The 26,055-nt window shown below is 48.6% G+C and carries 24 protein-coding genes; 13 read left to right on the forward strand and 11 right to left on the reverse strand.

Annotation, left to right across the window (positions count from 1 at the left end; translation table 11 throughout):
- Nucleotides 1–28: 28 nt before the first annotated feature.
- A complete protein-coding gene (locus AC51G0_RS16280) occupies nt 29–442 on the forward strand; it encodes a DUF2061 domain-containing protein (protein WP_496299780.1) in 414 nt (137 codons plus the stop codon).
- Nucleotides 443–543: 101 nt separating this feature from the next.
- A complete protein-coding gene (locus tag AC51G0_RS16285) occupies nt 544–1,449 on the forward strand; it encodes a bifunctional helix-turn-helix transcriptional regulator/GNAT family N-acetyltransferase (protein ID WP_496299782.1) in 906 nt (301 codons plus the stop codon).
- A gap of 79 nt (nt 1,450–1,528) precedes the next feature.
- Here AC51G0_RS16285 and AC51G0_RS16290 read toward each other — a convergent pair whose 3' ends face one another.
- From AC51G0_RS16290 to rraB, 3 genes are all read right to left on the reverse strand, one after another.
- Nucleotides 1,529–2,524: a M48 family metallopeptidase gene (locus tag AC51G0_RS16290; protein ID WP_496299784.1), complete on the reverse strand. Its 996-nt coding sequence runs from the start codon at nt 2,522–2,524 to the stop codon at nt 1,529–1,531.
- Nucleotides 2,521–3,672, reverse strand: a complete 1,152-nt coding sequence (locus AC51G0_RS16295) for a YjgN family protein (protein ID WP_496299785.1) — start codon at nt 3,670–3,672, stop codon at nt 2,521–2,523. Before AC51G0_RS16295 ends, AC51G0_RS16290 begins: the two co-directional genes overlap by 4 nt.
- A 354-nt stretch (nt 3,673–4,026) precedes the next feature.
- On the reverse strand, nt 4,027–4,431 hold the full coding sequence (rraB, locus tag AC51G0_RS16300) for a ribonuclease E inhibitor RraB (RefSeq protein ID WP_496299787.1): 405 nt from the start codon (nt 4,429–4,431) through the stop codon (nt 4,027–4,029).
- 828 nt (nt 4,432–5,259) lie between these two features.
- Here rraB and AC51G0_RS16305 point away from each other — a divergent pair.
- The 10 genes from AC51G0_RS16305 (at nt 5,260) to AC51G0_RS16350 (ending at nt 15,635) form a co-directional block, all read left to right on the forward strand.
- Nucleotides 5,260–5,475 (forward strand): hypothetical protein, encoded by a 216-nt coding sequence (locus AC51G0_RS16305; protein ID WP_496299789.1) that lies wholly within the window; start codon nt 5,260–5,262, stop codon nt 5,473–5,475.
- A 133-nt stretch (nt 5,476–5,608) separates the two neighbouring features.
- Complete coding sequence (locus AC51G0_RS16310; protein WP_496299791.1) at nt 5,609–7,054, forward strand: YfcC family protein; 1,446 nt, start codon at nt 5,609–5,611, stop codon at nt 7,052–7,054.
- 895 nt (nt 7,055–7,949) lie between these two features.
- Nucleotides 7,950–9,170: an arginine deiminase gene (arcA, locus tag AC51G0_RS16315; protein WP_496299793.1), complete on the forward strand. Its 1,221-nt coding sequence runs from the start codon at nt 7,950–7,952 to the stop codon at nt 9,168–9,170.
- A 110-nt stretch (nt 9,171–9,280) separates the two neighbouring features.
- On the forward strand, nt 9,281–10,192 hold the full coding sequence (gene arcC, locus AC51G0_RS16320; protein ID WP_496299795.1) for a carbamate kinase: 912 nt from the start codon (nt 9,281–9,283) through the stop codon (nt 10,190–10,192).
- 129 nt (nt 10,193–10,321) lie between these two features.
- A complete protein-coding gene (gene argF, locus AC51G0_RS16325; RefSeq protein ID WP_496299797.1) occupies nt 10,322–11,326 on the forward strand; it encodes an ornithine carbamoyltransferase in 1,005 nt (334 codons plus the stop codon).
- 454 nt (nt 11,327–11,780) lie between these two features.
- A complete protein-coding gene (gene pyrB / locus AC51G0_RS16330) occupies nt 11,781–12,710 on the forward strand; it encodes an aspartate carbamoyltransferase (RefSeq protein WP_496299799.1) in 930 nt (309 codons plus the stop codon).
- Nucleotides 12,711–12,726: 16 nt separating this feature from the next.
- A complete protein-coding gene (gene pyrI / locus AC51G0_RS16335) occupies nt 12,727–13,191 on the forward strand; it encodes an aspartate carbamoyltransferase regulatory subunit (RefSeq protein ID WP_496299801.1) in 465 nt (154 codons plus the stop codon).
- A gap of 198 nt (nt 13,192–13,389) precedes the next feature.
- A complete protein-coding gene (locus tag AC51G0_RS16340; RefSeq protein ID WP_496299803.1) occupies nt 13,390–14,415 on the forward strand; it encodes a S1 family peptidase in 1,026 nt (341 codons plus the stop codon).
- Nucleotides 14,416–14,646: 231 nt separating this feature from the next.
- Entirely contained in the window at nt 14,647–15,141 is a 495-nt protein-coding gene (locus tag AC51G0_RS16345) for an arginine repressor (RefSeq protein ID WP_496299804.1), read from the forward strand.
- A 107-nt stretch (nt 15,142–15,248) separates the two neighbouring features.
- A complete protein-coding gene (locus AC51G0_RS16350) occupies nt 15,249–15,635 on the forward strand; it encodes a RidA family protein (protein WP_496299806.1) in 387 nt (128 codons plus the stop codon).
- A gap of 82 nt (nt 15,636–15,717) precedes the next feature.
- Here AC51G0_RS16350 and idi read toward each other — a convergent pair whose 3' ends face one another.
- From idi to nudF, 8 genes are all read right to left on the reverse strand, one after another.
- Nucleotides 15,718–16,245, reverse strand: coding sequence for an isopentenyl-diphosphate Delta-isomerase (gene idi / locus AC51G0_RS16355; RefSeq protein ID WP_496299808.1), 528 nt, complete (start codon nt 16,243–16,245; stop codon nt 15,718–15,720).
- Nucleotides 16,246–16,597: 352 nt separating this feature from the next.
- Entirely contained in the window at nt 16,598–17,326 is a 729-nt protein-coding gene (locus AC51G0_RS16360) for a 1-acylglycerol-3-phosphate O-acyltransferase (RefSeq protein ID WP_496299809.1), read from the reverse strand.
- A 153-nt stretch (nt 17,327–17,479) separates the two neighbouring features.
- Complete coding sequence (parC, locus tag AC51G0_RS16365) at nt 17,480–19,744, reverse strand: DNA topoisomerase IV subunit A (protein WP_496299811.1); 2,265 nt, start codon at nt 19,742–19,744, stop codon at nt 17,480–17,482.
- Between the two features lie 120 nt (nt 19,745–19,864).
- Nucleotides 19,865–21,748 (reverse strand): DNA topoisomerase IV subunit B, encoded by a 1,884-nt coding sequence (gene parE / locus AC51G0_RS16370; RefSeq protein ID WP_496299813.1) that lies wholly within the window; start codon nt 21,746–21,748, stop codon nt 19,865–19,867.
- A gap of 143 nt (nt 21,749–21,891) precedes the next feature.
- Complete coding sequence (yqiA, locus tag AC51G0_RS16375) at nt 21,892–22,470, reverse strand: esterase YqiA (RefSeq protein WP_496299815.1); 579 nt, start codon at nt 22,468–22,470, stop codon at nt 21,892–21,894.
- Nucleotides 22,471–23,295, reverse strand: a complete 825-nt coding sequence (gene cpdA, locus AC51G0_RS16380) for a 3',5'-cyclic-AMP phosphodiesterase (protein ID WP_496299816.1) — start codon at nt 23,293–23,295, stop codon at nt 22,471–22,473.
- A 30-nt stretch (nt 23,296–23,325) separates the two neighbouring features.
- Nucleotides 23,326–23,718 (reverse strand): DUF1249 family protein, encoded by a 393-nt coding sequence (locus tag AC51G0_RS16385; RefSeq protein ID WP_496301985.1) that lies wholly within the window; start codon nt 23,716–23,718, stop codon nt 23,326–23,328.
- Nucleotides 23,719–23,780: 62 nt separating this feature from the next.
- Complete coding sequence (gene nudF / locus AC51G0_RS16390; protein WP_496299818.1) at nt 23,781–24,419, reverse strand: ADP-ribose diphosphatase; 639 nt, start codon at nt 24,417–24,419, stop codon at nt 23,781–23,783.
- 251 nt (nt 24,420–24,670) lie between these two features.
- Between nudF and tolC the strand changes: the two genes are divergently transcribed.
- A complete protein-coding gene (gene tolC / locus AC51G0_RS16395) occupies nt 24,671–25,954 on the forward strand; it encodes an outer membrane channel protein TolC (protein WP_496299819.1) in 1,284 nt (427 codons plus the stop codon).
- Nucleotides 25,955–26,055: the final 101 nt, after the last annotated feature.

The raw sequence follows: 26,055 nt of genomic DNA on the forward strand, positions 1-26,055 counted from the left end.
AAAGGCATTGATTGAGAGGAAACCCAAGATGAAAAAGACTATCAGCTTTGCCGCCATCCATTTTACTGTCGCTTTCAGTGTGGCTTACCTGTTAACTGGCGATATTCTGATAGGTAGCTTGATCGCGATGATCGAACCTATGGTCAATACCGTTGCGTTTTATTTCCATGAGAAAGCCTGGCAGACGAAACCGCTGGAGCAATCCCAATACAGCACTCCCGCTAGCAAAACCATCAGCTTCGCTGCCGTTCACTTTACGGTTGCCTTTACCGTCGTCTACCTACTAACTGGTGATGTGCTTATCGGCAGCGTAATGGCCATGATAGAGCCTGCCATCAATACCATGGCGTATTACTGCCATGAACGTGTTTGGCAGCGTAAAGAGCAGGAAAAAGGCCATACTCGCCACAACGTGCTCGATATGATGGTCTGCCACCACTAAGGAAACACTGAAACAGAACCTGATATGAAATTGACTCTTGACTTTGTTGCGGTGCGCAATTAAATATAGTTGTACATCGCAACCGAAAAGGGCCGAACAACATGGACGCCAAAGCACTACGACAATTATCCCGCCAACTGGTCCGCCAGCTCGGTATGCTAGACAACCAGTGTGGCAGCATGGCCCTCACTCCGGTACAGGCCCATTCCCTTATCGAGCTTGAGCAAAGCGCTGCTACCGTCAATGAGATGGCTCACCGCCTCAATGTCGATAAATCCAATGCCAGCCGCACCCTGGCAGTTCTGCTCAACCAGGGGCTGGTAAAGTCGGTCCCCAATCCACTTGATAAGCGCAGCCAGATCTTTCAGCTCACAACAATAGGAAGAGAAAAGCTGACAGCGCTCCACCAGCAACTGAATACACAAGTTGATAGCTGGCTGGCCCAGATGGATCACGATGAGATCGATCAGCTGGAGTGCAGCCTCGCGCGTTACACCAAATCAATGCAGGCTGCCTCGCGCCAGGAAGGCTATGTGATCCGCCCTCTGACACCGCTCGATAACGCCTCGGTTGCCGCAGTAGTCCGCCGTGTCTCGGCCGAATACGGCCTGACCGCCGACGGGGGGTATGGGGTTGCCGACCCAACACTGGACGTTATGAGTGAGGTTTATCAACATGACGGTAGCCGCTATTGGGTTATTGAACATAACAACCGAATTCTAGGCGGCGGTGGAATTGCCCCCTTGGCAGGCGAAGATAAGGTATGCGAACTGCAGAAAATGTATTTCCTGCCAGAGCTGCGGGGCCGGGGGCTGGCACGGAAACTGGCGGTAACCGCGCTCGATTTTGCCCGCGGCCAAGGTTACACAGGCTGCTACCTCGAAACGACAGCTAACCTCATCGAGGCAATTGCCCTCTACCAGTCACTCGGCTTTGTTAAAATCCCCCATACAATGGGCAGCACTGGCCATGATGCCTGCGAGGTGCGGATGCTAAAGACATTCTGAACACCATCCAGATAATATAAAAGCAGACAATAGCCAGCTTTTATATCGGATTGCCGCAAAGTACGAGGTTGATTAGAGCTTATTGCGAAATCGCTTCAATTCTCGACTCTAACTCCGGGTGAGTGCTGAGCCACTCTGGCAACTCACCATTTGCGCCCAAGTTATTCAATAATCGAAACATCTGTTGCATTGGGAGCACTGTGCCATATAGACGCTCTATCTGGTACGCTGCATACTCGTCGGCTTCCTGCTCTGCAGATCGTGAGTAGCCCTGGGTCACCAAGAACACCCCAGCCCCACTAAACGTATCAATCAAACCGGTGCTCTCGCCGGTCAATACCGCGACAGAGGCTGAAAGCAGCGTAGAACGCACCAAGGATTTCATCACGTGCTGATGCTGAATATGTCCCAGTTCATGCAGTAAAATGCTATCAAGCTGTTCCGGCGTTTCAGCCAGATCAACCAATGCATCAAATACAATAATAGAGCCATCACTGAGTGCCATTGCATTCGGTCCACTTCCCCAGCTACGAAAAATCAGCTTAGGTTGCACCGGTATCGGCGGCAGCTTGGCGGTCATTTCGACAAATCGTTGGTTAATCGACGTTTGCTGGCCCAAACTAAGTTCACTGGGCTCCAAAAGATGCTCATCCAGCGTGGCCAGAACATGATCCCCAACAACAAGCGGCACCTGCGTCGGTATCACCCGAACCAATGCCCCGGTCAACCAAGGTATCCCGTGGGTAAAAAACAACACGAACACCATGACCATCGCCGCCAGACTACCTGCAATCATCGGCAAGTTTCGCTCTGCTCGGTGCAATCGAGACAGTTTGTGAGAATGCAGGACACGCTCGAGCAAGCGCGAATCATGCGGAATGAATTGCATCCCATCCGGAAAAACCACCTTAATCGGCAAATCACCCAGCGGCTCACTGATCTCGAGTTCAGTCAAGGACAACTCTTGTTGCCCCTGTTCCGTTATCAGTCGCAACCGGCCCGCCTGCAGTAACTCCATGCTGGCATTGTGCTTTTCCGAACTTCGGGCTGGATGGCAAAAGCCACTGACAATCATCCGATCCCCATATTCAGATCAAAGGCATTCGCCACCTCGTCTGCCACCGCTGAGTCAGTTGTCATATCGGCACCTTCAACAGCCAACTTATCAAGTTCGCCATTCACGACCGTGACATCGGCAACATAGTTAGCACTTCTTACCATTACCCATGGACGGGCAAAACCTAATGTAACCACCATCAGCAGGAAGTTGGTAACCATCAGCGACACCAGCCCCCAAGCCGTCATCCGGGAACCAAAACCATATTCAGGCTCACCGTTAGTTTTGATCTGACCAAACAAATAGTTACGTAACCTTGCTTGCACGAAGCCCATAACGACAAGCATGGTGAAAATCATACCGGCATAGCCAACCAACATGGTGAGAACCATCCCCATTGACGTGCCCTGATCTGCAAACTGACCTGTTGAACCGAACTCTGCCAGCAAAGAAAATCCTCCCAATATCCCCCCGATAACAGCCATGGCCAGACTGAGTCCAGCCCCTAGCAGGCCGCCTAACAGATAGGTTTTGATATAGACTTTAAGTTCAACGTTTCCACTGAAGGCTCTGTCACCATAGCGGTAACCATTAATAAAATATGAAGCTACCTGTGCCGACACCCATGCGTAGATAACAAACCCTAGGGCAAAGGTCAGGAGCCCCAGCACCACTCCGACAACTGGGTAATTCATACCAACCGTCACAGTAAAAAAGAAACATAAAGCGATCAACAGATAGGAAATGGCGGGCCAACCAAGGAAAACACCATAGGCCCCTTTCAGCGTCCCAGAAAAATCAAAACGGACATTGCGAAAACTCGTCACCCTAGCATCGAAACGGGTATTGTTACGAACCAACCACGGCATCAGCAGGATAAAAGTACTGAACAAGATAACCGAGATCACCGGAAAGAAGTTGCTCGAGATAAACCAAGCACCAACACAAAGCATGGCTATGATGCGCCCTTTGAGGATCTGAATCGGTTTGGCATGATAATCAAACCTGTCACCAGCCAAATCCGTATTACCGTAAAAATACTTCTTAGTCCTGACCTTCGCCCATGCAGAATAGACTCCAAAGGTGACAATACTTAGTAAAAGATTAACAATCCAAATACCAAAGAACTCACGCCCTCGGCCATAAAACCTAACCTGATTTTCCATTTCTAAATTCCATTATTATTGTTAATTACATAACGATATAACATAACCCGCCCATAGACAGATACGTCAACAGCCATATATTCAGCAGAACCATAAACACGAACCCCAAACAATACATCAATAAGCAACAGCGGAATGATAGACCGATATCATAATGATGTTTATTTTTCATTAATAAACATATAGATAAGAACTTAAAACAGTGGGGGTAACAACTAGAGAATGCGCAATGGCAAGATAACGACACAGCCTGGAGGAGGGGAAAGAAAATAGAAGAGAGAGATACGGCAGGCAGCAAAAAGAGCGACAAAAAAAGCTGACCTCGGCCAGCTTTCTCTTTGTCAATAGCAAGGCTTATTCTTCGCCTTCACCCTCGACCTCTTCTTCGTCGTCTTCGCCCGACTCGAAGTAAGTCCCCCAGCCATCGTAATCAATGTTGTGCTTTTCAGCTAGCTTGATTAACTTTTCAGTTTGCTCGTCAATCAGCTCAGCTTTCAGGGCAGACTCCATAACCGCGTCAAAGCAGACGACCTTGCCGCCGCCGTCTTCCGGTGCCAGCTCCAGCTCTTCTGCCTCTAGTACTTCAAAACCCATTTTGAAGGCTTCTACCGCAGCACCTTCTAGCTCTTCAAACGTATCCGCCGAAAAGTGGTGCTCAATGGTATAAAGGGCTTCAGGCTCACTGCCATCTTCCAGCAATGCCGCAATAATATCGCGGGTTTCTTCCTTCTGCTCTTCAATCAGTTCTGCATAAGACATCGGGTAACTCCAGCTGTGGAATAAATTTTCCCGCAAATATCGCATGGATCGTGTGTAATTACCATGCTCTAGGGCCTGTTTATCTTTCACCGCCTTTCCTGCTGGAGGCGATTTTTTCTGATAACAAGGCGAAGGGATTCAATCATAGCCATCTATATTGACATTCCGACAACGCAGTTAGCGGAAAAAATAGCCCCAGCCCTTCGGGGAGAGGCTAAAAAGGCTTCATTCTGCGTTACTCAGAATTCAATTAGGAGACTAAACTTCATTCTTCGTGCCTTGCCTGAAGGCCTTTTTAGGCTCTACAGGTGTGGCGCTGAAAGTAAACAGGCCCTAGACAAAATTGATATTTATCAAACTAAGGTTCGATTTTGGCTAGCTGATAGCCGCAAGGCAAAGTGCATAATATTCCCCATTATGCGCTCCCGCTGAATGAAACCAGTGCGACTTTATATAATGAAAAGCGCATAACCAAACAATCCCCAGAAGTCACCAATCAGTTCAAGTACCATTATTTATAGGCTTACTAGCCTAAAGGGGTATATTCTCATGCATAAACCCCTTTAATGTCTTTAATATCTATAAGCATATCCATCCATTTATTGATGAAAAATACCCTCTGAGCCAGATTGGGTGATTCTTTCGCTGCATAATCACCCCCAAAAAATGTGAACGAAACCAAAGTTAAACCCCGCAGGTAAGCATAAAATCACCCCGCAAAACAAAAAAACAGACTCGCAGCATAGACTGCCGGGCTAATAAAATACGAGAGATACGATCATGAGTAAGTTCTACCCCGGCTCCGAGCCTGGGCGCCGACGGCGCACCTTGCAACGCCGCCTCAGAGGAGCGCTCACTTATCAGACCTTGGCAACCGGTGATACCAGCCAAAGCGAAACGCTAACGGCCCATCACCGCCACAGGCCAGGTAATGAGCGCGACAACCAGACGCCAGACCCACATCACTCTTTTGCGACGACGTCCAACCTGCATATTCTGCAGGAGCTGGATGATCAACTCGCACTCAGCAGCCGTTTTCGCTAATTAACCACGCGAACGCTGAAACAACTTTTCACTGAACATCTTGTTCAGGGAGCACCGTCATGCCAAACAAAACGTTTGGTACACAGAATGACCCTTTTATGCTGGCGACAGCAATAAAGGCAAGGAGACAACAATGACGACGCAAACCGTAAACAAAGAAGAAAAAGGTGGCTTCTTCGCCAACTTCAAATTCCCTTCAGCCTATACCATACTATTTGCTCTTATCGCCGTCGTGGCGTTACTCACCTGGATCGTTCCCGCTGGTCAATACGACCGAGTGATGAATGAAGAACTCGGTAAAGAAGTACCCGTTACAGGCACTTACCAATCAGTAGAAAACAACCCGCAAGGGGTGGTAGATGTCCTACTTGCACCTATCGATGGTTTCTATGACCATAACTCGTATGAAGCAGCGGCGATTGATGTTTCATTATTCATTCTGGTCATTGGTGGCTTCCTTGGCCTAGTCACCAAAACAGGGGCTATCGATGCGGGTATCGAACGTGTAACAGCGCGTTTGAAGGGCCGTGAAGAAATGATGATCCCTATATTGATGGCGCTTTTTGCTGCAGGCGGTACCATTTACGGTATGGCCGAAGAGTCACTCCCTTTTTACACGCTGTTAGTACCTGTAATGATGGCTGCTCGCTTTGACCCTCTGGTTGCGGCAGCAACGGTCTTGCTCGGTGCTGGTATCGGTACACTCGGCTCAACCATCAACCCATTCGCTACCGTTATTGCAGCTAACGCGGCAGGCATTCCTTTTACTGACGGTATCGTACTGCGTGTTGGCATGCTGGTTGTTGGCTGGCTGATCTGTGTTGCCTATGTCATGCGTTATGCAAAAATGGTTCGTGCAGACAAAACCAAATCTATCGTTTACGACAAGTACGAAGAGAACAAAGCACATTTCCTTGGCAACCAATCTGGTGAAATGCTGGAGTTCACCACGACCCGTAAAATCATCCTAGCTATCTTCGCTGCTTCTTTCGGCATCATGATCTACGGTGTAGCGGTTGCAGGTTGGTGGATGGCTGAAATCTCAGGTATGTTCCTGGCATCGACTATCATCATCGGCCTTATCGCCCGCATGAGTGAAGAAGAGCTAACCTCAAGCTTTATCGACGGTGCCCGTGACCTATTAGGGGTAGCACTGATCATCGGTATTGCCCGCGGTATCGTAGTTATCATGGACCGCGGTATGATCACCGACTCCATCCTCTTCTCTGCCGAACAAGCCGTAACAGGTCTGTCATCCGTTGTGTTCATCAACGTAATGTACTGGCTGGAAATTCTACTATCGTTCTTGGTTCCATCGTCTTCTGGCCTTGCCGTGCTGACGATGCCTATCATGGCACCACTGGCTGACTTTGCTGGCGTAGGCCGTGACCTGGTAGTAACAGCCTATCAGTCTGCATCAGGTATCGTGAACTTGATGACACCAACCTCAGCTGTAGTAATGGGTGGCTTGGCGATTGCCCGTGTACCATACGTTCGCTGGGTGAAGTGGGTAGCTCCACTGCTAGGTATCCTAACTGTTCTCATCATGGCAATGCTAAGTGTCGGTGCAATGATGTAATTCACCGTATAACACACTACGCACCCCCTAAAGCCGCCTTCGGGCGGTTTTTTTTCGTTACAATCTCGCCGACCCGGTTGCCCTGCCTGTACCTTCCAAACGAGCCATTGCCATATTCTCCATTGCTTTGGGGTCTACAGAGGCTCCTTATTCATCAATTAGCCATCTGCTTTTATATCCATTGTAATAGCGCCACATTCATATTGTAGGCATCTTCATCACCAATAAAGCAAATATACAAAACAGCTCTTTACAAAAAGATCCACCATATAAGATAAATTTTAAAAATCAGGAGCCAATTTTTATTAAATGCATGAGTGGTTATTAAAACTAAAATCAAAAACCGTATAAAGCCGAACTAAGCACAACTAATACAAGTGAAAAACGGCCATCATAAAAATGACTAATTGCATTAATTACCCACTGTATTAAAACTACAAAATGGGCCTTCATCAAAATAAAAGGAAAAATATTTGTTATCAGATAAGTAACAAACACCATTTATTTAGATAGACAACCGAATAAACTGCATAAGATTAGTATTTCCACAAGGCATCAATACGACAGCAATATGCATAAACTTCCCACCAGAAACAAAAAATACTTTAAAAACAACACAATGAGACAATAAAAGATGTGCATAACCCATAAATAGCACATAAATACCCATGGCTGAAAACAAGCTACAAATGCATGAATTATGTTAATGAAATCGATGAGTTAAGTTGCCTTATTAATAATTAAAGTGTGACAAATGTCTAAGACTGTAATTAACGAAAGAGTAGAATCAATTACAGAAACGACGCGAAGGATTAAATAATTCATTTAAGACCATCGCTAAAAAACAAATAAAGCCGGCGATGTTACGCTGGCATAAAAATAGAGAGATACGATCATGAGTAAGTTCTATGTAGGTTCTGAAGTAGGTCAATTACGTCGCGTACTTCTTCATCGTCCAGAGCGTGCGTTAACTCACCTAACTCCTTCAAACTGTCATGAGTTATTATTTGATGATGTATTAGCAGTTGAGCGCGCTGGTGAAGAGCATGATGTATTTGCTAATACTCTTCGCGAGCAAGGTGTTGAAGTATTCCTTCTTCGTGACATGCTAGCTGAAACTCTTGCAGTACCAGAAGCAAAAGATTGGCTACTAGGTACTCAAATCTCTGATTACCGCTTTGGCCCGACATTCGCTAACGATGTGCGCTGCTTCCTGGCTGACCTGCCTAACCAAGAGCTAGCATCTATTCTACTTGGTGGCCTAAGCTACTCAGAGCTGCCTGTTCAGTCATCTTCAATGATGCAGGGCATGCACGCACCAACAGATTTCATTATCGAACCACTGCCAAACCACCTATTCACCCGCGACACATCTTGCTGGGTATACGGCGGTGTTTCTATCAACCCAATGGCTAAAGAAGCTCGTCAACGTGAAACAAACCATGTTCGCGCTATTTACCGCTGGCACCCAACCTTCGCTGGCGAAGACTTCATCAAGTACTTCGGTGATGAAGAGAAGAGCTACGACAACTCGACTATCGAAGGCGGCGACGTATTAGTTATCGGTAAAGGTGCGGTACTAATCGGTATGTCCGAGCGCACAACCCCACAGGGTGTTGAGCAGCTAGCATCAAACCTATTCAAGCACGGCGAAGCGAAGCAAGTGATTGCAATGCAGCTACCTAAGCACCGCTCTTGCATGCACCTAGATACTGTTATGACGCACATGCGTGAAGATACCTTCTCTGTTTACCCTGAAGTTGTGCGTAAAGACGTACAGTGCTGGAGCCTAACAGGTGATGAATCTGGCGCAGTAAACGTGAAAGAAGAAGGCTACTTCGTAACGGCTATCGAAAAAGCACTGGGTGTTGGCCAGCTTAACCTTATCACAACGGGTGGCGACAGCTTCGAAGCAGAACGTGAGCAGTGGAACGATGCCAACAACGTACTGACAGTGAAACCAGGCGTGGTTGTCGGTTACGAGCGCAACGTTTACACCAACGAGAAATACGACAAAGCTGGCATCACTGTACTACCAATCCCAGGTGATGAGCTAGGCCGTGGCCGCGGTGGTGCACGCTGCATGAGCTGCCCAATCGAACGTGACGGCATCTAAACCTTAGGCAATAAAAGCTTAAGTGCGAAGCGAAAACGCTAAGCAAAAACAATATGGCCGGTACCTACGAATGCCGGCCAACAAAGAACAAAACCAAGAGAGACGATCCCATGACCAAGCAAACTGTTGTTGTTGCACTTGGTGGTAATGCCCTGCTACGCCGCGGCGAGCCACTAGAAGCAGATATCCAGCGCCAGAACATTGCTACGGCTGCAAAAACCATCGCGGAAATCGCTAAAGAATATAATGTCGTGCTGGTACACGGTAATGGCCCACAGGTTGGCCTGCTGGCACTACAAGGTTTGGAATACAAGAAAGTAAGTCCATACCCACTTGATGTACTGGGTTCAGAAACCCAAGGCATGATTGGCTACATCCTAATGCAAGAGCTGAAGAACCTGCTTCCTGAACAGCACGTCTCTTGCATGCTTACGCAAATGAGCGTGGATCCAAACGATCCGGCATTTGCTGACCCAACAAAACCTATTGGCCCGGTTTACGATGAAGCTGAAGCCCGTGAACTGGCAGAAAAATACCACTGGACAGTGAAACCGGATGGCCAGTACTTCCGCCGTGTCGTACCAAGCCCACAACCTACCGGTATTATTGAAGATGACGCAATTGCCGCACTGATCAACCAGCAGCACCTGGTGATCTGTACTGGTGGTGGCGGTATCCCAGTGAAGAAAGAAAACGGCAAGCTGGTTGGTGTCGAAGCAGTTATCGACAAAGACATGTCAGCGGCATTCCTGGCCAAACAGCTTGATGCAGACGCTCTGCTCATCCTAACCGATGCAGATGCAGTATTCCTAGATTGGGGCAAGCCAACGCAAAAAGCATTGCGTAGCACTACCCCTCGTGAACTAGCACAATACGCCTTTGACGCAGGCTCTATGGGACCAAAAATTGATGCCTCTTGCGAGTTCATCAAACAAGGCGGCAAATTGGTTGGCATCGGCTCACTGGAAGCGGGGCTGCGCATCCTTAAAGGTGAAGCCGGCACAAATATTGTTGCAGAATAACAGAATAGTTATTCACAAAAGCTCCATAATACGATAAACAATACATAATACAGGCCGACACACTGCCAAACATAACCCGAGGCAGCGTCAGTCGGCCAGAGAGATACAGATTCTTAAGAGGAAAACATCATGGCTTTTAATCTTCGCAACCGTAACTTCCTAAAACTTCTAGACTTCACTCCTCGTGAAATTCAGCACCTGCTAGAGCTATCTGCCGAGCTGAAAAAAGCGAAGTACAACGGTTACGAGCAGCCACGCCTAACTGGCAAGAACATCGCGCTGATCTTTGAGAAAAGCTCAACTCGTACTCGCTGTGCTTTCGAAGTTGCCGCTTACGACCAAGGCGCTAAAGTTTCTTACCTAGGCCCATCTGGCTCTCAAATTGGCCACAAAGAATCAATGAAAGATACTGCACGTGTTCTTGGCCGCATGTATGACGGCATCGAATACCGCGGTTTCGGTCAGGAAATCGTTGAAGAGCTAGGCGCACACGCTGGTGTCCCAGTATGGAACGGCCTAACAGACGAATTCCACCCAACTCAAATCCTTGCTGACTTCCTGACTATGCAAGAGCATGGCCGCGGCAAACAGCTACACGAAATGACATTTGCCTACCTAGGCGATGCGCGCAACAACATGGGTAACTCTCTAATGGTTGGTGCAGCGAAAATGGGCATGGACATCCGCCTAGTTGCTCCTAAAGCATTCTGGCCTGAAGAAGAGCTAGTTGCTCAGTGCCGCGAAATCGCAGAGACAACCGGTGCTAAAATCACCATGACTGAAGATGTACAGGAAGGCGTTCAGGGCTGTGATTTCCTATACACTGACGTTTGGGTATCTATGGGCGAGTCTAAAGATGCTTGGGACGAGCGTGTTAAGATGATGACGCCATACCAAATCAACATGGACATGATCAAAGCAACTGGCAACCCACATGTGAAATTCATGCACTGCCTACCAGCATTCCACAACGACGAAACGACTGTTGGTGCTGAAGTTGCTGAGAAGTACAACATGAAAGGCCTAGAAGTTACGGAAGACGTATTCGAATCAGACCACTCAATCGTGTTCGATGAAGCTGAAAACCGTATGCACACTATCAAAGCTATCATGGTAGCAACGCTAGGTCAGTAATCGGCTCTCTTGAGTTTTAACGTTCTGCCTAGAATGAATAAGCTCTTATAATTAATGCCGTCCTTCGGGGCGGCATTTGCATTTTCCTTCACCCGCCTTTTTACTACCACCCTCGCAAACCGCCTTTTTTTCAGCAAGTTATTCTCTGTTTAACGACATATTCCAACCCCCAAAAACATGCATAAATTCCCACAAAATGAATAGTTTACGCAAACGCTTGCGCTCACAAAAAATGGGCGTATAATCCTTCGCAATTTGTCAAAACAGAGTTGAAAAATGAACCAGTTAGTTAAGCACAACCTAACTTACTTCCGCCGAAAATCGGCGTTGGTTTTATTTTTCTGTTTTTTCAATTTTTTAAAAAGAGCCTCCTTTATTTAGGGGGCTTTTTTTTGTCTGTTTTTTGCCTAAGAGCAGACACTTCATCAGTTATCTATCATAGGGAAGAGAAGCCATGGCGAACTCGTTGTTTCAAAAGCACATCATCTCCATTCCGGAACTAAACCGAAGTGAACTTGAACTTATTGTTGAAACTGCTGGAAAACTAAAAGCAGAGCCAAATCCTGAACTCCTTAAAAATAAAGTTGTGGCGAGCTGCTTCTTTGAGCCATCAACGCGGACACGCCTGTCTTTCGAGACGGCAATACAGCGCCTTGGCGGCACGGTTATCGGCTTTGATAACGGCGGTAATACGTCGCTGGCGAAGAAAGGTGAAACGCTGGCTGACTCGGTGCAGGTTATCTCTTCTTACGTTGACGCCTTTGTCATGCGCCATCCACAGGAAGGGGCGGCACGCCTGGCCTCTGAATTCTCAAAAGGTGTACCTGTTGTGAACGGCGGTGACGGTGCAAACCAGCACCCAACTCAAACCCTGCTGGATCTCTTCAGCATCTTCGAAACACAAGGTCATTTAGATAACCTGAATGTCGCTTTTGTCGGTGACTTGAAATATGGCCGTACGGTTCACTCTCTAACGCAGGCTCTCTCGAAATTCAACAATGTGAACTTCTTCTTTGTTGCCCCGGAAGTACTGGCAATGCCGGACTACATCTGTGAGGAGCTGGACGAAGCCGGTATCAACTACAGCCTTCACACCAACATGGAAGAAGTCATTCCGCAACTGGACGTTCTGTATATGACACGAGTCCAGAAAGAGCGTTTTGATGAATCTGAATACGCCCACATGAAAGCCGCTTATATCCTAACCGCAGACATGCTGTCGGAAGCCCGTGACAACCTGAAGGTACTGCACCCTCTACCACGTGTCGATGAAATCACCGTCGACGTAGACAAAACCAAACACGCTTACTACTTCCAGCAAGCAGAAAACGGTGTATACGCACGCGAAGCCCTACTGGCCCTTGTACTGAACGAAGAACTTTAAGCAGGAGATGACAGCTATGACTAAGGAAACTCAACTACAGGTTGAAGCAATTAAGAACGGTTCTGTTATCGACCACATTCCAGCGAATGTGGGGATCAAAGTACTCAAACTGTTTAAAATGCACAAAACCAACCAGCGTGTCACCGTGGGCCTGAACTTACCTTCATCGGCGCTTGGCGCTAAAGATCTGATCAAGATTGAAAACATCTTCATCAGCGAAGATCAGGCTAACCAGCTGGCACTGTATGCACCGAAAGCGACCGTCAACCAGATTGAAAACTACGAAGTGGTGAAAAAGCTCACTCTGTCACTGCCCGAGCAAATCAACGCCATTTTCAAATGCCCAAACACCAACTGTATCACCCACGGTGAGCCAGTCGACAGCAGCTTTAACGTCCGTACCAAAAATGACGATGTGCAGCTGAAATGTAAATATTGCGAGAAAGTCTTCTCTCGTGAAATCGTGACCGAGCATAACTAAACGCCTTCCGATAGCGATTTTCCTGCTTCAAGACTAAGAATACCGGCTCAACCCTGAGCCGGTTTTTTTATTCTCACTTCTAGGGCGTCCCACGCCAGGCGATACCTCTACCTTTGAAAAATCACAACTAAAAACCGACAGGGCTCACGATGGCATGCTTGCCGCTGCCGGACTCGTCGACGTTCAAAGGACAGTGGCATGAAGTTTATTGCTCGTTGTTTTATCTTTCGCTCCTCCCGTCAGCTAAGCCGGATAAGCGGCTGGGCACTGATCCTGGCCCTGTTCTCCGGCTGTATCATGAGCAACGGTCCGGTCAGCCAGGCCCCCGGCAATCAAGCCAACCAAATGGTCGTTGTTGGCGTCCCCCTACTGTTTGGCGGGTTTGGCTCAGCCGTCCCTGTCAACGAGCAGTATATGATCACCGCCAAGCACGTTGCCCAACTGTCCTGGGACTTCGATGTCATACATCACCCTTACTGCGATCTCTCACTGATCCGCCGCACTTCGAACTACACCCCGACCTGGGGGCTGATTTACCCTGATCAGGCAGTTTCTCACCATGGCCATTCATTATTCGGTAACAACATCAAAGGCGACGGCAAGTACCTCCAAGATGTCATCGACACCAACACCGATTGTCTCTATTCGCTCAGCGATGCGCCTGTCATGTCAGGAATGAGCGGCGGCCCGGTCTTTAATCCCTATGGTGAAATTGCGGGGATCACGGTCGCAATCGTTCACAACCCGGAAGATCTTCGTAACCTGCGACCCGCCATGCGTTACAGTCAGTTCGTCCCTGCTACCTTGATTTTTGACTGGCTTGACGCGCTCGGTATCGAGACGTCATCGGCTAGCCCGGATCTCGCCTCGATCCAAGTTTCCGAGTATGTAACCAACCTAAACCGTCCAAACCGCCCCAACCAGCCAGTTACCCGCATCGCCAGTACACCGCCCGACTCTAGCGGGCTCCAGGAAACGGATATCAACCAGCTAACCCCTGTTAATAACGAGAGCAATACCGCGGCTGCCACCGATCGAACTCCAATTGCTTCTACTTTCTTGTCACCATCAATGCGAGTAACCCCGGAAAACAGTGCAGAAGAGCTGTCAGGGCTCAGAAGTGAACCCGAAACTGAGCCGCAGCTCACCTCGAAGCAACAGAAAACCCCACCTATCAAGCAGCAGAAGCTACTCAACCAGTCGGGATATAATTCCTCATATTAAGGATAGGATCGGCTTATTATTTTGGTGATTAGGGTCAATAAAACATTTTTGCATTATTGCTATGATGCTTATGCAAGATTATGCAAAGGCTTCTTTATATCTTGTGACCATTGCCAGCAGCAAAAGTAATCACATTTATGACTGCCGAAGTATCCGCTTCCCAATCAAAATAAAGCTGGTAACCAAAGAGATACGATCTTAATACCCTATAAAATAACAAAGGAGTTGCCCGTGAATGGATCCAATGTACACGGCGCGATTGATGCATTTTCAAATGATGAGAACATCACCACAGCCTGCAAACGTCTGCTTCAGCAGCAAAGCTTTTCGACCCAGGATGATATCCGCCAACGTTTAATCGACATGGGGTTTGATGATGTCAGTCAGTCGACTGTCTCACGCCTGCTATCCCGACTGGGAGTGGCCAAGGTTCCCAATGCCTATGGCAAGAAAGTCTATTGCCTAACGGTCGAAAATGAGCCAGTGCAAGTCGGCTCATCAATTTCTTCACAAATCGAGTTCATTACCCACAACCAATTAGTGGTGGTCGTCAAAACTCACCCCGGAGGTGCACAGCTCGTTGCCCGCCTGATTGATATCCAACCCCATGCCGAAATCCTGGGGACAGTTGGCGGTAATGATACGGTGATGGTCGCTCCTAAGGACATTAACCGCATTGATCACTGTGAGCGTGTCGTTAAAGCGCGATTAGGGATCCCTGTGTAACTCAATAACCGTGCTACAGGTAACAGGAAATGCTTTGACCTAAACAGTTTTGGGTTGCAAACTAGTGCACTCAATGTAGGTTGTGAATGACTTAATAAGGATAATCAATGACTCAAGTACTACACACAGATCAGGCTCCAGCAGCTATCGGCCCTTATGTGCAAGGTGTTGACCTAGGCAATATGATTCTGACATCAGGTCAGATCCCTGTGAACCCAGTAACAGGTGAAGTTTCAGAAGATATCGCTGAGCAGGCACGCCAGTCTCTGGAAAATGTAAAAGCCGTGGTTGAATCTTCCGGCCTGAAAGTGGCAGACATTGTAAAAATGACTGTTTTTGTAAAAGATCTGAACGACTTCGCAACCGTCAATGACGTTTACGGTAAATTCTTCGACGAGCACAACGCACCTTACCCAGCACGTTCTTGTGTTGAAGTGGCACGTTTGCCGAAAGATGTGAAGATTGAAATCGAAGCGATTGCAGTACGCAAATAATCGTTTTTGATGAAAAAAGCTGTCTGCTGACAGCTTTTTTAGCTCTGACCCCATGCCTCTGGCTAGTGTTAGCCTCCAGAAATCAATATTGGATAGTATGATCCAATACCTGCGGGAACCAAGCCGTAAACAGCTCGGGATCAGATACCACGGCCTGCTCTAGTTCAGCCTGTGGCCACCAGCGATAGCTCATCACCTCGCTGATATTCGGCTCAATACCCAGATCCGAAACACAAGCAACCAACACATGATCCAGCTCGTGCTCAACCAACTGGTTATCCAGTTCGGCACGATACAGAAAGGTCGCAATGTCTTCCAGCTGGCTAACCCCGGAGATCCCCATTTCCTCTCCAAGCCTGCGTATCCCAGCCTGTTCCATGGTTTCACCCTGTCGCGGGTGAGAGCAACAGGTATTGGTCCACAAACCACCACTGTGGTATTTTCCCATCGCGCGCTGCTGCATGAGGTATTCCCGGTCTTCACCGTTTTCACGGTACAACAGCACAGAAAAGGCCAGGTGCAGAGCTCCTTCTCGATGCGCCTGCATTTTTTCCTGCAATCCCAGCTCCCTGCCCTGCGGATCCACTAAAACAACCTGTTCTTCAATCATGATATCTACGTCTATAAAATACCAAACTGAATAATAATCTGGCCTATCAGCGAGAGTGAAAAGGCACAAATACAAGGCACTTGATTGTAGGTGTATTCATATCCATCAAAATCAAGTAACACTGTAGTTGTGCCTTTTAAACTCGCCCTTCAGGAGCGTTCCAGCCGCTCGATACCTTCCCCAAATTGCTTCGATGTAGAACTGCTATATCATCATCAATTTGGGTTGCTCTCAAACAGCTGAGGACGCTCTGATTGGATCAGATCATTGTTCAGTTTGGTATATGAAAAAGGACACGCTAAGCATGTCCTTAATTTAATCTTACTCCGCCTTACAGGGCGATATTATGCCATCACTTTGTTGCTGAACGCTGAACTGCCTCGGCATTAAGCTCAGCCAATTTGTTTTCCATTATTGTTCGGCACTGTTTCGATAACTGGCGGACATCTTCTTTAGTATAGCCTTCGGTCGATACCGGTGGCATCACCTCAACAATCACCACACCGTTATCCCAGCGGTTCATATTTACATGCTCGGTAGAGCTACAAACAATAGGTACAACAGGAACACCGGCACCAATGGCGGCATGAAAGGCTCCGGTTTTAAACGGCAGCAAACCCCGGCCACGAGAGCGAGTACCTTCAGGAAACATCCATACCGATACCTGAAGTTCTTTGATCTTCTCTACAATCTGGCCGATTGTTCCAGCGGCCCGGCTACGGTTCGCACGGTCAATCAAAATATTGCCTGTAATCCAGTAAAGCTGGCCAAACAGCGGCATCCAAACTAGGCTTTTTTTACCTACCGTTACGGTGCGGGGCATGATGGCGCCGGAGACCGTAAACAGGTCGAAGTTATTCTGGTGATTGGCAACATGGATGCTAGCCCCAACATTGTCAGCCCCGTCGGCATAGCGGAGTTCCAGTTTTATCCCAAAAATACGTGCCATCTTGCAGAAGTGACGGCCAACGATGTGAACATTTTTCGGGTTGCGCGGGCTTAACAAACAGTAGCCACAGCCAAATACGAACATGACAACGGCAAAAATTGCGATAGCGACAATGCGCAATAAAAATATCATGGAAATCTCCTCAGCGTACAAGCGTTCGCTAGTATACTCAGGCAACGGGAAATTACACCCTTTAAGTGCACACTTTATTCAGTAGGGCTTCAATATAATTAAAAAAGCCCTCATATTGAGGGCTTTTGCTTTCATGCTTTACAACAGCAGGGACTACTCGTCAGCAACAACACCGGATTGTCCGATCTCCATTCGGGTGACCCGTTGCAGACCTCGAGGCAAAAGCGTACCCCGTCGGCCACGCTCACCACGGAAGTTCTCAAGATCCGAAGGCTTGAGCCCCAGTTTACGCTTTCCGGCATAAATAGTGACATGGCCATTTGCTGGCAACACCACCAGCTGAGAAAGAAACTCTTCGCGCGCCTTGGAGCGGGCGGCAGGAATATTGATGATCTTATTCCCCTTGCCCTTGCTAAGCTGCGGCAAGTCCTTAATCGGGAACAACAGCATCCGGCCTTCATTGGTAATTGCCAGAATTTCATCCTGATCAATATTACGAATTGGCTGGGGCGGCATCACTTCTGCGCTTTCTGGCACCGTCAGCAACGCCTTACCGCTCTTGTTCTTCGATACCATATCAGAGCTCTTACAGATAAAGCCGTAACCGGCATCCGAGCCCATTAACCACTGCTGCTCGTCTTCCGCCATCAACACCTGACGCATATTACTGCCCGGTGTCAGGTTCAAACGGCCAGTGACTGGCTCACCCTGACTACGTGCCGATGGCAAAGAATGAGATTCGAGCGCATAGCTGCGACCATCAGAACCAATAAAAATCGCCGGTAGATTACTCTTGCCACGCGCATGAGCCAGATAGTTATCACCCGATTTATAACTTAAGGTTGATGGATCGACATCATGCCCTTTGGCATGGCGGATCCAGCCTTTTTCTGACAACACCACCGTAATGGCTTCACTCGGGATCAAGTCACGCTCTGTCAGGGCTTTCGCTTCTGCCCGCTCGACAATTGGAGAACGACGCTCATCACCGTACTTCTCAGCATCGGCCAAGATCTCCTTTTTGATCAGTGTATTCAAACGACGCTCAGAGCCTAGCAGCTTTTCAAGGTAATCACGCTCTTTGGCCAGCTCGTCTTGCTCACCACGGATCTTGATCTCTTCTAGCTTGGCTAACTGACGCAGCTTGATCTCAAGAATCGCATCGGCTTGAATCGCACTTAGCTCAAAACGAGCCATTAGCTCCGCTTTTGGATCTTCTTCAGTTCGAATGATTTCAATCACTTCATCGATATTCAGGTACGCCGCCAATAGACCTTCAAGAATATGTAGGCGGGCCGTAACTTTATCGAGACGGTATTGCAGACGACGACGTACCGTCGAACGACGGAACTCTAGCCACTCAGAAAGAATCGCGACTAAACCTTTAACCTGCGGGCGGCCATCAAGGCCTAGCATGTTGAGGTTTACCCGGAAGCTCTTTTCTAAATCCGTCGAGGCAAACAGGTGATTCATCAACGGCTCGCAATCAATACGATTCGAACGCGGAACAATCACAATACGGGTTGGGTTCTCGTGATCGGACTCATCGCGCAAATCATCGACCATAGGCAGCTTCTTCGCGCGCATCTGGCCGGCAATCTGCTCCAGCAATTTGGATCCTGAGACCTGGTGTGGCAACGCGGTGATCACAATATCACCGTTTTCTTTATGCCATACCGCGCGCATTTTGATGCTGCCTTTACCGGTACGGTATATCTTCTTCAAGTCAGCCGCAGGAGAAATAATTTCAGCTTCGGTTGGATAATCCGGGCCTTTGACAAACTCCATAATGCCATCGAGATCCGCTTTCGGATTCTCAATTAGATGTACTGCCGCATTGGCCACCTCTCGGGCGTTATGCGGCGGGATATCCGTCGCCATACCAACAGCGATGCCGGTGATCCCGTTCAGCAAAATATGCGGTAGGCGCGCAGGCAGCATCTTCGGCTCTTTCATCGTGCCGTCAAAGTTTGGTAGCCAGTCAGCCGTACCCTGGCCTAATTCGCTCAGCAAGACTTCGGAGAAGCGAGACAGGCGTGATTCGGTATAACGCATTGCCGCAAATGACTTCGGATCGTCCGGTGCACCCCAGTTACCCTGGCCATCGACCAATGGATAACGGTACGAGAATGGCTGCGCCATCAGCACCATGGCTTCATAACATGCCGAATCACCATGAGGGTGGTACTTACCCAGCACGTCACCGACAGTACGGGCCGACTTTTTATATTTCGCAGTCGCCGACAGGCCCAGCTCAGACATCGCATAAATAATACGACGCTGTACGGGTTTCAGGCCATCACCGATAAACGGCAAGGCTCGATCCATGATCACATACATGGAATAATTCAGATAAGCGTCTTCGGTAAACTTCCTTAGCGGAAGCTGTTCAACGCCGTCCATTGAGACATCAGTCATCGTGGGGTATTCCGTTCAATATTTCTTCGCGACTGACTGCCCGTAATGAGCAACCAGCGTGCATATTCTGTTGAAATGTAGGTACAGTGCAAGGTGTTTGCCAGGGGGCTGAGCCCATCGTTACACTTCGGCCATGTCACCTTTGTCTTGTAGCCAGTGGCGGCGATCTTCTGCGCGTTTTTTACCCAGCAGCATATCCATCATTTCATTGGTCTGCTGATCATCATCAATGGTAAGCTGAACCAGGCGGCGGGTATTCGGATCCATAGTGGTTTCACGAAGCTGCAATGGGTTCATCTCACCCAATCCTTTGAATCGCTGCACATTCACTTTACCGCGTTTACTGCTCAAGCGATCCAGGATGCCTTCTTTCTCGGCTTCATCCAGCGCGTAGTACACTTCTTTCGCCAGATCGATACGGTACAGTGGCGGCATCGCAATATAAACATGACCTGCACGCACCAACGCTTCGAAATGACGCATAAACAGCGCACATAACAAGGTAGCAATATGAAGACCATCGGAGTCCGCATCCGCCAGGACGCAGATTTTACCGTAGCGTAAGCCACTTAAATCATCACTGTCGGGATCTATCCCCAGCGCCACAGAAATATCATGTACCTCTTGTGAAGCCAGTACCTGATCAGCCGATACTTCCCAAGTATTTAGGATTTTACCACGCAGCGGCATGATGGCCTGGAACATCCGGTCACGGGCCTGCTTGGCAGAACCGCCTGCCGAGTCCCCTTCCACCAAGAATAACTCGGTCCGGTTAAGATCCTGCTGTGAACAATCGGCCAGTTTGCCCGGCAGGGCTGGGCCCGAGGCAATTTTCTTACGCACGACCTTTTTGCTTGCTCGCATACGGCGGTGCGCATTGGCAATACAAACTTCAGCGAGTTGCTCTGCCAGTTGCGGTCGTTCATTCAGCCACAGGCTAAAGGCATCTTTAACCACACCAGACACAAACGCAGCACACTGGCGAGAAGACAAACGCTCTTTAGTCTGGCCGGCAAATTGCGGATCCTGCATTTTCACCGATAACACATAGGCACAACGGTCCCAGATGTCATCTGCCGTCAGCTTCACGCCGCGCGGTAGCAGGTTACGGAATTCACAGAACTCACGCATTGCATCAAGCAAACCCTGACGCAAACCGTTGACATGGGTACCGCCCTGCGCTGTCGGGATCAGGTTAACGTAGCTTTCGGTAATTAACTCACCGCCTTCAGGCAACCACAACAGCGCCCAGTCAGCCGCTTCGGTCTGGCCACTGAATACACCGGTAAACGGCTCTTCAGGCAACAAGGTGTAACCTTTGACGCCTTCTGCAAGATAGTCTTTCAAGCCATCTTCATAGCACCAACGCAGTGTTTCGTCTGCGGCTTTATCGGTAAAGACGATTTCAAGCCCCGGGCAAAGCACCGCTTTGGCTTTTAAATTGCTTTTTAAGCGAGATACCGAGAATTTGGCACTATCGAAGTATTTAGCATCGGGCCAGAAGTGAACACGAGTACCTTTAGCCCGACGGCCACAGGTGCCGACAACGTCAAGCTCGGACACTTTATCGCCATTTTCAAAGGCAATTTGATAAATCTGACCGTCGCGTTTCACCGACACTTCGACACGGGTCGACAGGGCGTTAACGACAGAGATGCCGACCCCATGCAAGCCACCCGAAAACTGGTAGTTGTCATTCGAGAACTTACCACCGGCATGGAGCTTACAAAGGATAAGTTCTACCCCTGAAACCCCTTCGACGGGGTGAATATCAACGGGCATACCTCGGCCGTCATCAATCACCTCAAGTGACTGATCTGTGTGGAGGATGACTTCCACTTTACGTGCGTGGCCAGCCAGGGCTTCATCGACACTGTTATCAATGACTTCCTGGCCAAGGTGATTGGGCCGAGCCGTATCGGTGTACATGCCGGGACGGCGGCGTACTGGCTCAAGACCGTTAAGAACCTCAATGGCTCCGGCGTTATAGCTTTGATCTGTCATATTACGGAAGTTTACGAGAAAATTTTTGCCACAATAGTCAGTAACCCCAGCCCGGTTGTCAAGCTGAGGTCGAGGATAATACCCACAATTGTGAGTCGGACTCCATCAAGCCATCAATCGGCGGTGACCCGCCAGTTAACGGTTTATAGCCCTAAGAACTTAATGATTTCAGCAGGAAAACGCTCGAAGCCGATAAAGCTGTGATCGCCTTCTGGCTCCACGGTTTGTTTGCAGGCAGCATATTTTGTTACCGCCTGACGATAATCGAGGACTTCATCCCCTTCCTGCTGCATGAGCCAAAACAGCTCAGGAGTCTCAATATCAGGCACATCCATCCGCTTCAGCTCATCCATATGTTTGGCTTCCAGCAAATAGCGTTCGCCGGTATAGGGGTTTTCCTGCTCACCCAGATAATCGATCAGCAACTCGTACGGCTTAACCGCAGGATTTACCAATACAGCCGGGAGCTGATAGCGATGGTTCAACCAAGTTGAAATATAGCCCCCCAACGAACTGCCCACCAGTCCGATTTGGTGATCCTGCTGCAGTGAGCCAACCAAACTATCGATAAACTCTGCCGCTTCGGCCGGGTAACATGGCATTTGCGGGATCTCAACCCGGATATCTGGGCGGTGCTGACGGCAGTACTCTGCCATTTGAGTCGCTTTCAGTGACTTAGGTGAACTGTTAAAGCCATGAATATAAAGCAGTAAAGGCTTCATTTAATATCCACCCGCATCAAATTGGGGAGTAAAACAATTACCCTGCAACCGGGAAACCGATGTTAATACCCGGCCATCTGTCGTCAACTCCAGGTAGCGCCAGCCCGGGTTAAGTTTATCTAAGGCAAAATCATTTGAATCGGGCAGAAACTGAATACAGGTCGACGGCGTCGCCAACACCCGTACGTCATGATAGATACGATCCAGCTCCTGGTGAATATGGCCACAAAGTACCGCCTTGACCAGCGGATATTTATCAACGACCTGCCAAAAAGCATCAGCGTTATGCAACTTATGCTGATCGAGCCAGCTACTTCCGGCTTCCAGCGGGTGGTGGTGCAACAACACCAGAGCATGACGCTGCGGATGCGCCGCCAATGCCTGATCCAGCATCATAAGCTGTGCTTCGCTCAGCTCGCCATGCGGAACACCCTGTACCTGGCTGTCTAGCAGGATCACCTGCCAGTGTTCGCCGGCCAGCACCTGCTGGCAAGGCTTGATTTGTGGTGACGGCAGTACCGAGCTCATACTCGGCTGAAAGTCATGGTTGCCCGGCAACCAGAAACATGGCTGCGACCAACGCGCAATACCATCGCTAAAGCGCTGGTAAGAGTGTTCGCTATGGTCCTGTGAGATATCACCTGTCGCAACCACGGCATCAAACGGACGCGCAGCAGCATCTACAGCATCTAATACTGCATGAAAACTGTCTTTGGTCGCGACACCCAACAAGCTACCGGCCTCATTGGCAAATAGATGGGTATCGGTGATTTGAAGGAGAACCACACTGTCTGGGTTCGTCTGTGGCAGAGAATACATCTGCAAAACGTCAAAAACCTTGTTTATCTAATTCTATTAACAAACCGATTGTTTGCTGATCCCATTTTTTAGGCAATAGGCCAGCCAGTCACCTAAAAAGCGATTCACTTGATGTTTTTCATCTTTCTGGTGCATTCGCAAATTGGGGTAATCATACCGCGGCTTAAGCCGAGAAATCTGCTGAGCGGTACACACTTCTGCGACTCTGGCATCGTGGTATAACCGCACAGTTAATCGGGGGATCAGGTAATCTGGAAGCTCCCCGTCAACGCGTTGCCACAGTTCGATCACTGTGGTGTAGCGGGTCGACTCCGTGATTTTTAACTGGTACTCATGCTCAATAACCTTGTATACACACTCATCCCCCACCCTGTCAGTTTTTGGCAGTAATGGAAGCAGTCTCGCATAGTTAGTTTCATATAAACGCATGATTCCAGCAAAATCAACGGTATATCTTTTATTCAATCGGTGTCCTTAAACCAATGGACTGGTTATCGAGCCTGTGCCTGTAAACGTAAATAGTTTAGTTGCAACCATTGTAGCGCAATGATTGAGGCTGCATTCTCAATTTTACCAGATTCAACCCATTGGTATGCTTCCTGCCGAGGTAGCACATGTACACGGATATCTTCACCCTCGTGGGCCAAGCCATGGATACCTTGTGCCTTGCTGCTATCAACACGCCCGACAAACACATCAAGCATTTCAGAGCAGCCACCAGAGCTCGATAGGTAACGGGTGATTTTTTCCAGCTGAGTCACGGCCACACCGGCTTCTTCTTCCGCTTCACGGCTTACTACATCTTCAGCCGTCTCATTGGGCTCGATAATGCCAGCCACAACTTCAAGCTGCCAGGGTGAGCAATCTGCGGCCATGGCACCGACTCGGAATTGCTCAACCAATACAACGTTGTCCTCAACCGGATCATAAGGTAACAAGGCGGCAGCATGCCCACGTTCGAACATTTCCCGCTCTAGCGGTTCGCTCCAGCCTCCGGCAAAAAGTTTATGGCGAAAACGATATTTCACCATGCTGAAATATCCCTGATACAGCGTCTCCGTCGACAAAACTTCAACATCATCTTTGCTATAAACATCCAGCTCCGAGTCTGCAGGCAACTTGTTACTCATTATGTTATCTCCCTTTGTGCTATATCTTTTCATTCAACGAGGCTATCAGCAATGATTTAATTCAACATTTATGACAAATATTATGATTTTATTTAAGTCCATTTTTGTAGTTGGATAGATTACAATCACATATGATTAAGTAAACAGCGTAAAATTAAGTAAAAATGAACGATGATCAGTTTCAGGCAAGGTTACTTCAGATAAACTGACTTCTTTGCTCTCTTTTTTTGTCAGGACCAGGAAAGGCATCCATGAAAAAATTGCTTCCGCTTATTATTAGCGTTGCGCTTGGCAGTTTCAGCCAGGCAGCACTGGCTGATGATCTAGCCGATATCTACCAGCAAGCCAAACAAAACGACTCCCAGCTGCTTCGTGCTGCCGCCGATAAAGATGCAGCGTTTGAAGCGATTAATTCATCCCGTAGCCTGTTGCTGCCTCAGATCGATCTGGCAGCCGGCTATAACGTGTCACGCATGGACGGTGACGCAGATGGCTTCAATGGCGGCCTGACGCTAAGCCAGTCTCTCTACAACCGCTCAAGCTGGATAAACCTCGACATTAGCGAAAAACAGGCACGCCAGAGCGATGCTTCGTACGCAGCTTCCCAGCAAGGGCTGATTCTGCGTGTTGCCGATGCATACTTTGCCGTGTTGCGCGCGATGGATGACCTTGAATTTGTCCGTGCGGAAAAAGCCGCGGTTGGCCGCCAGCTAGAACAGACCAAACAACGCTTTGAAGTCGGTCTGTCAGCAATTACCGATGTTCATGATGCCCAGGCACAGTACGACACCGTGTTAGCTGATGAAATCCTGAACGAAAACGCCCTGACCAACAGCTATGAAGGTCTGCGCGAAATTACCGGACAGGAACATACCGAGCTGAATATCCTAGATACCAACCGTTTCTCGGCAAGCCGCCCGCAGGCAAATGTTTTAGATCTGCTCAAAGATGCCGAAACCGAAAACCTCAGCTTGTTGACTTCGCGAATTTCACAAGATATCGCCCGTGATCAGATCTCTCTTGCAGAGTCTGGCCACCTGCCAACCTTGTCGTTTGATGCCGGCTACAACTACGATGACAAACTGTCTACAACCGATGATGGTACGCTAACAGCTGGAGTTAACCTGAAGCTACCCGTTTACACCGGTGGCCGTACGACCTCTGAAGTGAAGCAGGCACAGTTTTCCTATGTGTCAGCCAGTGAAGAGCTAGAAGGCTCTTACCGTAGCGTGGTCAAAGATGTCCGTGCTTTCTACAACAATATCAATGCATCGATTGGCGCCCTGCGAGCTTATCAGCAGTCGGTAATTTCCGCGCAGTCAGCGCTTGAAGCGACCGAAGCCGGTTTTGATGTCGGTACCCGTACCATTGTTGACGTACTGGATGCAACCCGCCGCCTGTACGATGCCAACCGCCAGCTGGCCAACGCACGTTATGACTACATCATCAGCCAGCTACAGCTGAAACAGGCTGTCGGCTCATTGAATGAGCAAGATATCCTGGATGTAAATACAGGCCTAATCAACGCTAAGTAAAGCGATAAGACAGCAACAACCGCTTCAGTTGCTATTCCGGTAGAGACAAAAAAGCGCCATCTGAGATGGCGCTTTTTCTATATCAGGCTTTTATTCAAGGG

This window comes from Photobacterium sp. HL06 (assembly GCF_059552575.1).

Coding starts and splice junctions, on each gene's coding strand:
- pyrB (WP_496299799.1), top strand. CDS start 11,781: ATGGCGAACTCGTTGTTTCAAAAGCACATCATCTCCATTCCGGAACTA.
- AC51G0_RS16285 (WP_496299782.1), top strand. CDS start 544: ATGGACGCCAAAGCACTACGACAATTATCCCGCCAACTGGTCCGCCAG.
- parC (WP_496299811.1), bottom strand. CDS start 19,744: ATGACTGATGTCTCAATGGACGGCGTTGAACAGCTTCCGCTAAGGAAG.
- yqiA (WP_496299815.1), bottom strand. CDS start 22,470: ATGAAGCCTTTACTGCTTTATATTCATGGCTTTAACAGTTCACCTAAG.
- arcA (WP_496299793.1), top strand. CDS start 7,950: ATGAGTAAGTTCTATGTAGGTTCTGAAGTAGGTCAATTACGTCGCGTA.
- parE (WP_496299813.1), bottom strand. CDS start 21,748: ATGACAGATCAAAGCTATAACGCCGGAGCCATTGAGGTTCTTAACGGT.
- rraB (WP_496299787.1), bottom strand. CDS start 4,431: ATGTCTTATGCAGAACTGATTGAAGAGCAGAAGGAAGAAACCCGCGAT.
- nudF (WP_496299818.1), bottom strand. CDS start 24,419: ATGAGTAACAAGTTGCCTGCAGACTCGGAGCTGGATGTTTATAGCAAA.
- AC51G0_RS16280 (WP_496299780.1), top strand. CDS start 29: ATGAAAAAGACTATCAGCTTTGCCGCCATCCATTTTACTGTCGCTTTC.
- AC51G0_RS16340 (WP_496299803.1), top strand. CDS start 13,390: ATGAAGTTTATTGCTCGTTGTTTTATCTTTCGCTCCTCCCGTCAGCTA.
- argF (WP_496299797.1), top strand. CDS start 10,322: ATGGCTTTTAATCTTCGCAACCGTAACTTCCTAAAACTTCTAGACTTC.
- arcC (WP_496299795.1), top strand. CDS start 9,281: ATGACCAAGCAAACTGTTGTTGTTGCACTTGGTGGTAATGCCCTGCTA.
- AC51G0_RS16310 (WP_496299791.1), top strand. CDS start 5,609: ATGACGACGCAAACCGTAAACAAAGAAGAAAAAGGTGGCTTCTTCGCC.
- AC51G0_RS16290 (WP_496299784.1), bottom strand. CDS start 2,524: ATGATTGTCAGTGGCTTTTGCCATCCAGCCCGAAGTTCGGAAAAGCAC.
- AC51G0_RS16360 (WP_496299809.1), bottom strand. CDS start 17,326: ATGATATTTTTATTGCGCATTGTCGCTATCGCAATTTTTGCCGTTGTC.
- AC51G0_RS16350 (WP_496299806.1), top strand. CDS start 15,249: ATGACTCAAGTACTACACACAGATCAGGCTCCAGCAGCTATCGGCCCT.
- tolC (WP_496299819.1), top strand. CDS start 24,671: ATGAAAAAATTGCTTCCGCTTATTATTAGCGTTGCGCTTGGCAGTTTC.
- pyrI (WP_496299801.1), top strand. CDS start 12,727: ATGACTAAGGAAACTCAACTACAGGTTGAAGCAATTAAGAACGGTTCT.
- AC51G0_RS16295 (WP_496299785.1), bottom strand. CDS start 3,672: ATGGAAAATCAGGTTAGGTTTTATGGCCGAGGGCGTGAGTTCTTTGGT.
- AC51G0_RS16385 (WP_496301985.1), bottom strand. CDS start 23,718: ATGCGTTTATATGAAACTAACTATGCGAGACTGCTTCCATTACTGCCA.
- idi (WP_496299808.1), bottom strand. CDS start 16,245: ATGATTGAAGAACAGGTTGTTTTAGTGGATCCGCAGGGCAGGGAGCTG.